Source organism: Neisseriaceae bacterium CLB008 (assembly GCA_041228285.1).
Lineage (GTDB): Bacteria > Pseudomonadota > Gammaproteobacteria > Burkholderiales > Neisseriaceae > JAGNPU01.
In genome coordinates this window covers 2769475-2782428 of the sequence record CP166133.1, presented here as the reverse complement: position 1 = coordinate 2782428, position 12954 = coordinate 2769475, and the positions used below count along the sequence as shown (strand labels likewise).

Below are 12954 nucleotides of genomic sequence, written 5' to 3'. Positions count from 1 at the left end.
AGTGAATGAAGAAGGATGACGTGTGAAAGCAGCAAAAAAACGGCCGTTTTTGGCCGAGCAAAAAAAACGTTTGGCCTTGAGCGTGAACCGTGAAACCACCGTCGCCACGCCAGAGAACGCTGAATTATTTAAATGGGTGTGGCAGGCATTAAAAAATGAATATCGCCAGGCCCAAATCGGCATCATGATTTGTGATGAGGCCGAAGCGCGCCAGTACAACCACGATTATCGCGGTAAAGACTACGCCACCAATGTGTTGAGCTTTGCTTTGAATGAGGGCGATGACTTTGCTGAAATGGTGGGCGATGACGCCCAAACCGTTCTGCGCGGCGATTTGGTGTTGTGTACTGACGTGGTGGCCAAAGAAGCCGCGGAACAAAACATCAGCGTGAACGATCATTATGCACACCTAGTGATTCATGGGGTGCTGCACTTAATGGGCTACGATCATGAAGACGATGAAGAAGCAGAAGTGATGGAAGCACTTGAAATAAAGGTGTTGCATCAGTTAGGATACCCTAATCCCTATATTAAGGAATAAATCATAAATGGACGAAAGTCTGCAGTCTAAGAACCCTGGTTTTTTTGAACGCCTTAAAAACCGATTGACCAATGATGGCCCCGATACTCAAGAAGAAGTGGTGAACACCTTGCGCGCCGCTTTTGCCCAAGAAGTGCTGGATGCGGATACGCTGAGCATGCTGGAGAGCGTGTTGGCGTTTGGTGATTTAGAGGTCAGAGACGTGATGCTCAGCCGCAGCCAAATGGACGTGGTCCGTGAGGATGAGGCGATTGAGCGCATTGTGGCCCTCACCATCGAAACCGCCCATTCACGCTTCCCGGTCATCGGTGAAGACAAAGACCACGTTTTGGGGATTTTGCACGCCAAAGATCTGCTGCGTTATTTTGCCCACCCAGAAGGCTTTAAGCTGCACGATATTTTGCGTGAAGCGGTGTTTGTGCCCGAAAGCCAATCCTTGAGCACCTTGCTGAAAGATTTTCGCAGCAACCGTAACCATATGGCCTTGGTGGTGGATGAATACGGTGGCGTGTCGGGCTTGGTGACGATTGAAGACGTGATTGAGCAAATCATTGGCGACATCGAAGATGAATTCGATGAAGACGATACCGCCGACAACATCATTAAAATTTCGCCGGTACGCTTTTTGGTGAAGGCGACGATCGAGGTGGATGACTTTAATGAATTTTTCCAAACCGACTTCAGCGATGAAGAGGTGGATACTTTGGGCGGTTTGGTGACGCAAGAATTAGGGCGGATGCCTGAGCGCGGTGAAAGCATGATGCTTGGCCACATGCGCTGCACCATTGCGCGTGCGGACGCACGTCGTTTGCATTCCATCATGATTACTCTGCCGAGCCCCTACAGCGGCCCACAATAGGCCGCTGTCCCTGAGTGCCAACACCAACGAGTTGTTGCCAGCGATTGAGGCAGCAACTCGTTTTTTATGATTAAAGGAAGATTGTGTACGCACAAAATCGCTTATTGAACATCGTTTGGGCTCGCCCGTATTTACTGTATACCTTGATCATCTTGGGTGGTGCAGCGACGCCGCTGGCGTTTGCCCCGTATCGCCTTAGCTTTATGATGGTGTTGCTATTGGGCCTGCTGTTTTTCTTTGCCTATGGCCATAGGCATGCAGTGCGCTTGGCCTATCTATGGGGGCTGAGTGCCTATGTGGCACAGTTTTACTGGATCAATACGGCTTTAAATGAAACCGCAGGACTGCCGCAGTTCTTGGCGATACCGCTGACGCTGCTGCTGCCGGCCTATTTGGCGCTGTATCCTGCTTTGGCGTTCTGGCTGGTGCGTAAGCTTAAGCTGTCTGATTTGCAAGGATTGGCGCTGGGCCTGCCGTTTGCTTGGGCTTTGGGTGAGTTTGTGCGCGAGCGCGCCTTTACGGGCTTTGGCTGGGGCGCCTTAGGCTATAGCCAAATTGGGGCACAGTCGCCACTGGCAGGGTTCGCGCCCGTAGGCGGGATTCACATGGTCACATTGGCCGTGGCGCTGATCACGGCATGGCTGGTGCTGGCGCTGCGTGCGCCTAAGGCCAGCACGCAAGCAGGCAGTGTGATTGGCATTTTGCTGGTGTTGGGTTTTGCCAGCAGCGTGAAAAACATTGCGTTTACTCAGCCAGACGGCACCAAAGCAACGGTGGCTTTAGGCCAGGGTAACATTCCACAAACGTTGAAATGGCAAGAAGATCAGGTCATGCCGACCTTCCAAACCTATTTTCAGCAAGTGGCCGACACCAAGGCCGATATTTTGATTTTGCCCGAAACGGCTTTGCCGCTGATGAAACAGAACATTCCCGTTAGCTGGCTACAAGACTTTGCCGACACGGCGCGCCATAACGGTACTGCTTTGGCCATGGGCATGAGCCAGTTTGCAGACGATGGTGAAAACTATCTGAACGTGGTGGTGAATATGTCTGACTATGACGGTACGCCAGGTAAAGCGGACCCTTATTATGCCAAAGATCATTTGGTGCCGTTTGGTGAATTCATTCCTTTAAAGAGCCTGACCAACTGGCTATACCAGTTCATGAACATTCCTTTGGCCGATACCACTCGTGGGGGCGCAGGGCAGGCGCCGCTACAGCTACACAATCAGCGCGTGGCCTTCAATATTTGTTATGAGGACGGCTTTGGCGATGAGTTGATCGCGTCTGCGAAACAGTCTAGCCTCTTGGCCAATGCCAGCAATATGGCATGGTACGGTGACTCCTACGCCATGGATCTGCATTTGCAGCAGTCGCAGGCACGGGCGCTGGAGCTGGGGCGCTACATGGTTCGCAGCACCAATACCGGCATGACGGCCATCATTCAGCCCGATGGCGACCTTCAGGCCGAGGCGGTGCGGGTAACGCGCACGGTATTGCAAGGCGAGATCGAAGGTCGTAGCGGCACCACACCTTATATGCGCATGGGCAGCAGCTGGCCGTGGTTTTGGCTGTCGACGCTGATTTTGGCCGGGCTGGCTTGGCGGGCTAGGCGCTGGGCGAAGGCGCAAAAAAATCAAAAAAGTGACTGATCCTATGGAACATTTTGGCCCTAGGTGAGTCATACATTGAGTATGCTGGCGCAGCGATTGTCGCTGCCGGAACATGAGTTGGCGGAAATAACAAATAATGTTAGACTGACTTTTGTTTTTTGTTGGCCCGTTGCGCCAACGGCAGAACGAACCTAAAAGGAAAGAACATGAGCCAAACATTTGCTTTACCCGTGCCATCAGGCCATGGCAGCTTAGAACAGTACATTCAGACTGTGAACAGCGTGCCATTGTTGACGCCTGAAGAAGAGCACGACTTGGCTATGCGTCAAAAGAATTTAGGCGACTTGGAAGCTGCAAAACAGTTAATTTTGTCGCATTTACGCGTGGTTGTGTCGATCGCTCGTGGGTACGATGGTTATGGTTTGAACCAGGCCGATTTGATTCAAGAAGGCAACATCGGCTTAATGAAGGCGGTGAAGCGCTTTGAGCCTACCCGTGGGGTGCGCTTATTTTCATTCGCCGTACATTGGATTCGGGCCGAAATCCATGAATTTATTTTACGTAACTGGCGTTTGGTGCGTGTGGCCACCACTAAGCCACAGCGCAAGCTATTCTTTAACCTACGCAGCATGCGTAAAAGCCTGTCTGCCTTAAGCGATAAAGAAGCGCAGGTGATCGCCGATGATTTAGGCGTGAAGCGTGAAGAAGTGTTGGAGATGGAACAGCGCATGACCGGCCGCGACATTGCCCTTTTGGCCGACAACGATGATGACGAACAAGCCTATGCGCCGATTGATTGGCTGGCTGATTCTGAGCATGAGCCGACCCGTCAAATTGAAAAAGCCGCCCGTGCGACGTTACAAACCGATGGTTTGCAACAGGCCTTAGCGCAGCTAGACGACCGTAGTCGCCACATTGTGTCTAGCCGTTGGCTGTCTGACGACAGCGGCCCGACCTTGCACGACCTAGCCGCTGAATATGGCGTGTCGGCCGAACGCATTCGTCAAATTGAAGTTAAGGCCATGCAAAAATTGCGCGGCTTCCTTGAGGCTGACGCATAAGTCCCAGAAATCATCATTAAAAATAAAGCCGTCCTCAATGAGGACGGCTTTTTTATGCATGGCTGGCGCGCAAGCAACTGATACTGGCCATAAAAAACCGTTCTGAGACAGAACGGTTGGCTGATGCTAGGCCTTAGGCCAGTCGTTGGTAATGGATGAAGGCGTAGGCAATGCCGTCGTCGCTGACGTGGGCTTCTCGGCTGACTTCTTGCCATAGGGCAGGGTCTATGGCGGGGAAAAACGCGTCGCCTTCGATGCTTAAATCGATTTGGGTGACGTGTAAATCCGTGGCCACGGCCATGGCTTGGGCGTAGATTTGGGCGCCGCCAATCACGCACACCTCGGCCTCATCACAGGCCGCTAAAGCGGCGCTCAGCGACGCATGGCTTTCAGTGTGGGCAGTGGCCGCGCCAATATAGTCAGGCTGACGGCTGATGACCAGATTACGGCGGCCAGGCAGCGGTTTAAACGGCAGCGATTCCCAGGTTTTACGGCCCATGATGATGGGTTTACCTAGGGTGACAGATTTAAAGTGTTTTAAATCTTCAGGAATGTGCCAAGGCAAGGTGTTATTGATGCCAATCACATTGTTGTTGGCCATGCCCACCACGAGGCTGATGCGCTGGTGCATACTCATACGGCCACCACTGCTTTAATGTGGGGATGAGGGTCGTAGCCTTCGAGGGTGAAGTCTTCAAATTTAAACGCAAACAGGTCTTTGACCTCGGGGTTAATGCGCATGGTGGGGAGGGCACGTGGCTCGCGGCTAAGCTGAAGCTCGGCTTGTTCAAAGTGGTTGCTGTACAGATGGGCGTCACCAAAGGTGTGCACAAAATCGCCCAATTCCAGATTGCACACTTGGGCGATCATCATGGTCAATAAGGCATAGCTGGCGATGTTAAACGGCACGCCCAAGAAAATGTCGGCGCTGCGTTGATACAGCTGGCACGAAAGCTTGTTGTCGGCCACATAGAACTGAAACATGGTGTGGCAAGGCGGCAAGGCCATGTCGTTGACCAAGGCGGGGTTCCAGGCCGAGACCAAGAGGCGGCGCGAGTCGGGCGTGTTTTTAATTTGTTCAATCAGCTGGCTGATTTGGTCGATGTGGCCGCCATCAGGCGTAGGCCAGCTGCGCCATTGATAGCCGTAGACAGGGCCTAGGTCGCCGTGTTCATCGGCCCATTCGTCCCAAATGCGTACGCCGTTGTCCTGTAGGTATTTGATGTTGGTGTCGCCTTGCAAAAACCACAGCAGCTCATGAATGATGGAGCGCAGGTGGCATTTTTTGGTGGTGACCAGGGGAAAGCCTTGGCTTAAATCGAAGCGCATTTGATACCCAAATACCGAGCGAGTACCGGTGCCGGTGCGGTCGGATTTATCTGTGCCAGTGGTCAGCACGTGTTGCATTAAGTCTAAATAAGCTTTCATGGGGGCACCTATATTATTTTATGGCCCTATTGTACCGAATCTTACGCCACTTGAGGACTGGCCGATGGCAGATTGTGGATAAAGAGCTTGCTGTTTAAAGTGCGTCAACGGGGTGTTGCTGTGCGCCATAGGGGGCGATGCTGGGTGTGGTATTTTTGTGGGCGAGCCGTTTTTTTAGAGTGTCATTGCCTATATTGTTGTAGCATGCAACTAATTATCAAAAATCATATTAAGGGGAACGGCATGATTCAGGTTGAAGAGGGGATTGTGGAGGGCGTTCGGGGCGCCTCACGACAAATGGTACAGGCTTTAGGGTTTTTGGCGCCGACGTTGGCGGGCACGCCTTATGGCGCGTCGGCCGTGCATTTATTATTGGCATTGGCACAGGCGGGGCCATTGAATGGCCATCAATTAGGCCAGCGGCTGGGGTTGGAAAAATCCAGCGTCAGCCGCTTGGTGCATCGGCTGCGCTTGGCTGGTGAGTTGGTCCAAAAGGTACAGGCTGTGGATGGTCGCATTAAGCTGTGGATGTTGAGCCCCCAAGGTGAGGCGACGGTGGTGGGCATTCATGCCTATGGGCGCCAGCAGGTGCAGCAGGCGTTGTCCGATTTGCCCGTGCTGGAGCAGCGTTTGATCCAGCAAGGATTGAGCCGCTATGCTCAAGCGCTTCAGGGTCAAAAGGAGGCTGCCGAGGTGGCGCCGTTCATGACGATTAAAACGGGTTATCAGCCGGGTTTGATCGGACAAGTCGTGGCGTTGCAGGCACTTTATTATGCCCAAACAGTGGGCTTTGGCGCCGTGTTTGAGCGCCAGTTGAGCACGCACATCACCGAATTTAGTGAGCGTTTGCAGCGGCCTAAAAACCAGATGTGGACGGTGCATCAGGGCCAGAAGATCGTGGGTTCTGTGGCTATTGACGGAGAAGATTTGGGTGAGCATCGGGCGCATCTGCGCTGGTTTGTCATGGCCGAGCACACGCGTGGCCTGGGTATAGGGCGGCAGTTGCTGGAGCAGGCGATTCAGTTTTGTGCCGATCAAGGATTGACCGAAATTCATCTGTGGACGTTTCAAGGCTTAGGGGCAGCGCGGCATTTGTATGAGTCATTGGGTTTTATTCTGCGTACAGAGGCACCAGGGGCGCAGTGGGGGGCAACGGTGGTCGAGCAGCATTTTGTGCGCGTGGCCGACGGTGAGGCGGCAGCGGCGGGATTTTAAAGGAGGTGTTGTCTTTCTGGCCTCAAAACTCAGAAAAAATAAATAAGAAAAAATAAGCTTTTAACGCATTAAACAGAGGCTTACTAAGAAACTTAGATGGAAAAGCGCGCTAAAATTCGCTATACTTAAAACAACTGATAAAAATAATAAAACAGCATAAAGGATTGAAGTGGACATAAGCCCATTATTGGGCTTTTTCTACGTTTGTAGGATGGTGCCGAAACACGCGAGGCTGCGGCCTTTTGCGACGTGCAGCCATCTGGACGGACGACATTGCGCCTGTCTTGCACCCCCATACACTGCATCAAAGCTTCTGTCCCCTCGTGCGTGACAGATCAAGGCCCCACCAGCAGGGCTGGCTTTGGTGCGAACAGAACATTCAACGTTTCACTTATGGAGTATTTAGCATGACCACAGTAGCATCTACTCGTCTTGAAAAAGACCTGCTGGGCACCTTAGAAGTGCCTGCCGACGCGTATTACGGCATCCAAACCCTACGCGCAGCCAATAACTTTCACTTGTCGGGCGTGACCTTGTCACACTACCCTAAATTTGTCATGGCTTTGGCCATGGTGAAGCAAGCGGCCGCCGACGCTAACCATCAGCTTGGTCATTTATCGAGCGAGAAATACCAAGCCATTGAGGCTGCTTGTCAGCGTTTGGTGAATGGCGAGTTTCACGATCAGTTCATCGTGGACATGATTCAAGGCGGTGCCGGTACGTCGACCAATATGAATGCCAATGAAGTGATTGCCAACGTGGCCTTAGAAGAAATGGGCAAGGCTAAGGGCGAGTATCAATTCGTGCATCCAAACAACGATTTGAATATGGCACAATCGACCAACGACGCTTACCCAACCGCCATTCGTTTGGGCTTGTTATTAGGCCATGACAGCCTATTGGCCAGCTTAAAAGGCTTGATTGAGTCTTTCTCTGCCAAAGCGGTTGAGTTTGAAGGCGTGTTAAAAATGGGCCGTACGCAGTTACAAGATGCGGTGCCGATGACTTTGGGCCAAGAGTTTAAAGCTTTTGCCACTAATTTGTCGGAAGACTTGACCCGCTTGACCAGCCTAGTGCCAGAGCTGTTGTACGACATTAACCTAGGCGGCACCGCCATCGGTACCGGCATCAACGCTGACGCACGCTACCAGCAATTAGCCGTAGACTGCTTGGCCAAGATCAGTGGTCATGGCTTGAAGCCTGCGCCAGACTTGATTGAAGCCACCTCAGATATGGGCGATTTTATTTTGCTGTCAGGCATGTTAAAACGCACCGCTATGAAGTTGTCTAAAATTTGTAACGATTTGCGCCTATTGTCTAGCGGTCCTCGTACCGGCATCAATGAAATCAACCTGCCTGCGCGTCAGCCAGGCAGCTCGATCATGCCAGGTAAAGTTAACCCTGTGATTCCAGAAGCCGTGAACCAAGTGGCGTTTGAAGTGATGGGTAATGATTTGGCCCTGACTATGGCTGCCGAAGCCGGTCAGCTACAGCTGAATGTGATGGAGCCTTTGATTGCGTACAAACTGTTTGATTCTGTGCGCTTGCTACAGCGCGCCATGGACATGCTGCGTGAGCTGTGCATCGACGGCATTACGGCCAATCCTGAGCATTGCTTGAAGCTGGTTGAATGTTCTATTGGTTTAGTGACCGCTTTGAATCCATACATTGGTTACGAAAACGCCACGCGCATTGCTAAAACGGCTTTGGAATCAGGCCGCGGTGTGCTGGAGCTGGTGCGTGAAGAGAAGCTATTGGATGAGGAAATGTTGGCCGACATCCTGCGCCCAGAAAACATGATTGCACCGCGCTTGGTACCGTTGAAAGACAACTAAACCGGTCTACATGAAAAAACCGCTTGAGCCCGTGAGGGCCAAGCGGTTTTTTGACGTTTAACCTTACCCTTAATGTGGCTGGTTTGGGTCTGGGGTGCGGTTAAGGCGGTGCAGCAAGCGATGAATGTGACCGCGTAAGCTATCCAATAAGGTATACACCACGGGCACCACAAATAGGGTGAGCACGGTTGAGGTAATCAGGCCGCCGATGACGGCCCAAGCCATGGGTTCGCGCGTTTCGCTGCTTTCACCGCCGCCTAAGGCCAGCGGCAGCATCCCGAAAATCATCGCCAAGCTGGTCATCAAAATGGGCCGCAGCCGGACACGGCCTGCTTCAACGATGGCGTCGGTGCGGCTCATGCCTTCATTGAGACGGGCGTGGTTGATGAAGTCCACCAGCAAAATCCCGTTTTTAGCGGCCAAACCCATCAGCATCACGATGCCGATGATGGAGAACATATTGAGGGTGTTGCCGGTTAACCACAGTGCCCCAAAAACGCCGATGAACACCAAGGGGAGCGACACCATGATGGAAATCGGCAGGGTGAAGCTGCGAAACTGGGCCGCCAAAATCATGTAGATAAAGATCACACCTAGGGCTAAGGCTTGGAGGGCGTACATGGCCGATTCAATCATGTCTTGGTTCTCACCTTCTTGAATGAACTGTACGTCGGGGGGTAGGGTGAGGCGATTTTTTAAGGCTTCTACATCGGCAAATACGGCGGAGGCATCGCGGTTGCGAATGTTGCTGGTGAGGGTGATCTCGCGCTGTAGGTCAACCCGATGAATTTCGCGTGGCGTTTGCCCTGTGGCCACTTGGGTGAAGTTACTGAGGGTGATCATGTGGGTTTGGCCGTCTTGGCCTGTCACCGGCACGGTGAGGCTACGCAGTAAGTCTTCGGTACGGGCGGCTTGGGGGATGCGTAGGCGCACGTCGTGGCTGTTGCCGTCTTCGGCTTCCCACAGCGTGGCGGTTTTACCGGCAAACATGGTTTCCAATAGTGTGCCTAAATCTTCTAGGCTGACGCCGAGGTTGGCCGCCGCATTTCTATCCATGGTGACGTCAAAGGAGGGGTCGGCGTCGGTAAACGTGGATTCGATGTCGGCGATGCCGTCGATTTGGCCCAGTTCGGCCATGATGGCGGTGGCTGTGGTTTCTAGTTCACTCAGATTGCTGCCGCGGATGCCGATGCTGATGGGTTTGCCACCGCCGTGGCTGGAGGTGCCGGAAATCGAGGTGATTTCGATGCCGGCAATGGGCTCGATGAGGCGGCGGCTTTCGGCCATCACTTCATCTAGCGTACGGCCGCGTAAGTCTTTTTTGCCGATGTCGACGTTGAGGCTGCCGTTGATCTTGCCGTTGCCAAAGCCAGCGGCGCCAATATTGGCGGAAATGGTGTCGATCTCGGGAATGCTGGCCAGCGCTTGTTCAACTTCAATGCTTTTGGCCAAAGTGTAGTCCAAGCTAGAGCCGGCAGCGGTTTTAAAGTTGATCGAAAATTCGCCCTTGTCTTCGTCGGGCATGAACTCACCACCGATTTGGCCGGTGCTCACCAAGGCAAAGCTGCCGACGGTGAGGGCGACAGCCGCCACCAAAACCAGCAGTCGGTGCGACAGCGTCCACACAATGGCACGGGCGTAGCGATCGGCCTGCTTGCCGAGCCAAACGTCGAATCGGTCCGATAATTTGCCGAAAATAGAGCGCTTGCCGCTGCGGCCAGGGTCGTACCAGATGCTGGACAGCATCGGATCTAGGGTCAGGCTGACCACCATCGAAATCATGATGGCAATGGCCACGGTGAGGGCAAACTGGTGGAAGAATTGACCAATGATGCCGTCCATATAGCCTATGGGCACAAACACCGCCACGATACATAGTGTTGTGGCCAGAACCGCTAGGCCGATTTCTTTGGTACCGTCTAAGGCGGCTTGGTAATGGCTTTTGCCAAAGCCGGCGTGACGGACAATGTTTTCTCGCACCACGATGGCGTCGTCGATCAAGAGGCCGATGGATAAGGACATCGCCATCAAGGTCATCAGATTAATGGTAAAGCCCAATAGGCTGATGGCAAACAGCGTGCCAATGAGCGAAATCGGCAGCGTCAGCCCCGTGATGACGGTGCTGCGCCAGGAGCCAAGGAATAAATAGACGATGAGAATGGTCAGCACGATGCCTTCGATCAGGGTCGAACGCACGTCGGCGACAGAGTTCTTGATGTCTTCTGACTGATCGTAGGTGTAGGTGACGCTAAAGCGGTCGGCTTCTTCGGCCTGTAGTTGGGCCAGCGCCTGCTTGATGCCATCGGCAACCTGAACCACGTTGGCGCCACGGTTGGCACGAATGTCTAAGCTTAAAGAGGGTTTGCCGTTGAGTAAGGCGATGCTGTTCTTTTCGGCTTCTCCATCGATGACGGTGGCCACGTCGCGTACGCGAATCAAATGGCCATCGCGGTTGCTGATGACCACGTCGGCAAAGGCCAGAGGGTCTTTAATCTTGCCGCTAAGACGCACCGATAGCTCTTCGCCGTTATTGCGCACGTTGCCGGCTGGGCGGTCTTGGTTAGCGGTTGCCAAGGCTTCTGCTACTTGTGTGACGCTGAGGTTTAGGCTTTTGAGCTTATCGGGCTGTAGCGCAATATTGATTTCACGGGTAGTGCCGCCGACGATCTCCACGTCGCCCACGCCGATGACGGTTTGTAAGCGTTTTTTGAGGGTGTTTTCCACCCAGTTGGTTAAGTCGCGCGGGCTCATTTCGGTGCTGCTCAGCGCCACCGACATCATGGGCTCATCTGATGGGTTCACTTGAGACACGATGGGCGTGTCAATTTCGCGCCTAAACCCACCAGAAATCATGCTGACCTTATCGCGCACGTCTTGAATGGCGAGGTTGATGTCGACCGACAGTTCAAATTCGACCACGATGGTCGAGGCGCCTTCAAATGAATAAGAGCGGATTTTCTTGATGCCGTTGATGGTGTTGAGGTTTTCTTCTAAGGGCTTAGACACATCGCTTTCCACCATTTCGGGCGAAGCGCCTTGATAGGTGGTTTGGATAACCGCCACGGGGAAGCGTACGTCAGGGAAGGCTTCGATGGGCAGCTTATTGAGGGAGAATAGGCCCAATACCACGGCCGCCAGCACCAGTACGGCGGCAAAATAGGGGTTGTTGACGCTTAGGCGGGTTAACCACATAGAATGATTGCTCTCTTAAGGGTGGGTCTTAGGCAGGGTAACGGCATCGCCGGCTTTAAGGCCCAGCACGGTTTGTTTCAATACGATGGTGTTGGGCTCAATGCCGGTTACGGCCACGCGGCGAGACTGTGGATCTTCCAGCATCACCGTGACCAGCTGCTGTTGCAGCTTGAGGTCGCGCACGGCCCAGACAAACTGCTGGCCGTTGGCATTGGTTTGCAAGGCACTGCTGGGAATCAATGGGAAGGCATCGGTGGCGTCGGTGACGATGCTGCCTTGGGCGAACTGGCCAGCCTTTAAGGCACCATTGACGTTATTGACTGCCACAAAAGCTTTAAAGTCCCGGGTGTTGGTGTCGGCCACGGCATTGATGCGCTTAACGGTGCCTTGATGCTCGGTGTCGTCACCGTCGACGCGAAACCGCACGGCCTGACCTAGGTGTACCAGTGGAATTTGTTGATTAGACAAGGTGGCGGTGATTTCTAAGGTGTCGACGTTGGCGATGGCAAACAGCTTGCTGTTGGCGGTAATGACTTCACCAGCGTTGACGGCGCGTTCATACACAATGCCGCTCATAGGCGCGTAAATAACCAGATCGCGCACTGATTTTTGTGCCTGCGCCAATTGGGCGAGCTGGGCATTGTGGCTGCCTTGGCTGACCGCAAATTGATTGTGCGCCTCGTCTAAGGCCAGCTTAGAAATAAAGCCTTGTTCAAACAGCGTTTGCTGCTGTTTTAGCTTGATTTTGGCTAGGTTAAGGTTGGCCAAGCTGTTGGCGACTTGAGCCTGCTGCTCTTGCACGATTTGATTCAAGGAAACGTTATCAATCTGGGCCAGCAACTGGCCTTTTTTTACCCACTCGCCTTCGCGTACGGCGACGTTGTTTAGCGTGCCGCCCACCTCAGAGTTGACTAAGGCTTGGTCGTAGGGGTGGAGGTTGCCGGTAAAGGCCAGGCCAGCGCTGAGGGCTTGTACCTCAGCTTTGGCGATGTCGACTTCGGAAAGCTGTTTGCTGGCATTTGCAGCAGCGTTGGCTTCAGGCTCATCGCCAGAAGCACCGCCGCCACAGGCGGCTAGGAAAGAGCAGCACAGCACAATCATCAGGGTTAAGCGCATAGGGAAAGTCATCCGGCCGAAGCCAAAAGTGATCAAGGAAGTTGATTTTAACTGGTTTCGTGCCGGCAGTGGTGGCTTAAATGGGGTGTGGATG

General features: G+C 53.2%; 10 protein-coding genes. 6 read left to right on the top strand and 4 right to left on the bottom strand.

The window, feature by feature from the left end:
• The first annotated feature begins 22 nt into the window (after positions 1-22).
• The 4 genes from ybeY (at position 23) to rpoH (ending at position 4074) form a co-directional block, all read left to right on the top strand.
• The gene (gene ybeY / locus AB8Q18_12830; protein XDZ51050.1) at positions 23-541 is read left to right on the top strand and encodes an rRNA maturation RNase YbeY; all 519 of its coding nucleotides are present in this window, start codon (positions 23-25) and stop codon (positions 539-541) included.
• A gap of 7 nt (positions 542-548) precedes the next feature.
• Positions 549-1400 (top strand): HlyC/CorC family transporter, encoded by an 852-nt coding sequence (locus AB8Q18_12825; protein XDZ51049.1) that lies wholly within the window; start codon positions 549-551, stop codon positions 1398-1400.
• Positions 1401-1483: 83 nt separating this feature from the next.
• Entirely contained in the window at positions 1484-3052 is a 1569-nt protein-coding gene (gene lnt, locus AB8Q18_12820) for an apolipoprotein N-acyltransferase (protein ID XDZ51048.1), read from the top strand.
• A 167-nt stretch (positions 3053-3219) separates the two neighbouring features.
• Positions 3220-4074, top strand: coding sequence for an RNA polymerase sigma factor RpoH (gene rpoH, locus AB8Q18_12815; GenBank protein ID XDZ51047.1), 855 nt, complete (start codon positions 3220-3222; stop codon positions 4072-4074).
• 133 nt (positions 4075-4207) lie between these two features.
• On the opposite strand, the gene AB8Q18_12810 is transcribed toward rpoH, so the two are convergent.
• Both AB8Q18_12810 and AB8Q18_12805 read right to left on the bottom strand, forming a co-directional pair.
• A complete protein-coding gene (locus tag AB8Q18_12810) occupies positions 4208-4705 on the bottom strand; it encodes a dihydrofolate reductase (protein ID XDZ52937.1) in 498 nt (165 codons plus the stop codon).
• Between the two features lie 2 nt (positions 4706-4707).
• Positions 4708-5502 (bottom strand): thymidylate synthase, encoded by a 795-nt coding sequence (locus tag AB8Q18_12805; GenBank protein ID XDZ51046.1) that lies wholly within the window; start codon positions 5500-5502, stop codon positions 4708-4710.
• A 243-nt stretch (positions 5503-5745) separates the two neighbouring features.
• On the opposite strand from AB8Q18_12805, the gene AB8Q18_12800 reads away from it, so the two are divergent.
• Together AB8Q18_12800 and AB8Q18_12795 are read left to right on the top strand one after the other, a co-directional pair.
• Complete coding sequence (locus tag AB8Q18_12800) at positions 5746-6717, top strand: GNAT family N-acetyltransferase (protein ID XDZ51045.1); 972 nt, start codon at positions 5746-5748, stop codon at positions 6715-6717.
• A gap of 407 nt (positions 6718-7124) precedes the next feature.
• Complete coding sequence (locus tag AB8Q18_12795; GenBank protein ID XDZ51044.1) at positions 7125-8552, top strand: aspartate ammonia-lyase; 1428 nt, start codon at positions 7125-7127, stop codon at positions 8550-8552.
• Between the two features lie 69 nt (positions 8553-8621).
• Here the strand turns inward: AB8Q18_12795 and AB8Q18_12790 are convergent, their stop codons facing one another.
• Together AB8Q18_12790 and AB8Q18_12785 are read right to left on the bottom strand one after the other, a co-directional pair.
• On the bottom strand, positions 8622-11744 hold the full coding sequence (locus AB8Q18_12790; protein XDZ51043.1) for an efflux RND transporter permease subunit: 3123 nt from the start codon (positions 11742-11744) through the stop codon (positions 8622-8624).
• 15 nt (positions 11745-11759) lie between these two features.
• Complete coding sequence (locus AB8Q18_12785) at positions 11760-12860, bottom strand: efflux RND transporter periplasmic adaptor subunit (protein XDZ51042.1); 1101 nt, start codon at positions 12858-12860, stop codon at positions 11760-11762.
• Positions 12861-12954: the final 94 nt, after the last annotated feature.

Excerpts from the sequence above, each read along its gene's own strand:
- AB8Q18_12810 (XDZ52937.1), bottom strand. The coding sequence starts at position 4,705 with ATGCACCAGCGCATCAGCCTCGTGGTGGGCATGGCCAACAACAATGTG.
- AB8Q18_12790 (XDZ51043.1), bottom strand. The coding sequence starts at position 11,744 with ATGTGGTTAACCCGCCTAAGCGTCAACAACCCCTATTTTGCCGCCGTA.
- AB8Q18_12800 (XDZ51045.1), top strand. The coding sequence starts at position 5,746 with ATGATTCAGGTTGAAGAGGGGATTGTGGAGGGCGTTCGGGGCGCCTCA.
- AB8Q18_12825 (XDZ51049.1), top strand. The coding sequence starts at position 549 with ATGGACGAAAGTCTGCAGTCTAAGAACCCTGGTTTTTTTGAACGCCTT.
- rpoH (XDZ51047.1), top strand. The coding sequence starts at position 3,220 with ATGAGCCAAACATTTGCTTTACCCGTGCCATCAGGCCATGGCAGCTTA.
- AB8Q18_12795 (XDZ51044.1), top strand. The coding sequence starts at position 7,125 with ATGACCACAGTAGCATCTACTCGTCTTGAAAAAGACCTGCTGGGCACC.
- AB8Q18_12785 (XDZ51042.1), bottom strand. The coding sequence starts at position 12,860 with ATGCGCTTAACCCTGATGATTGTGCTGTGCTGCTCTTTCCTAGCCGCC.
- AB8Q18_12805 (XDZ51046.1), bottom strand. The coding sequence starts at position 5,502 with ATGAAAGCTTATTTAGACTTAATGCAACACGTGCTGACCACTGGCACA.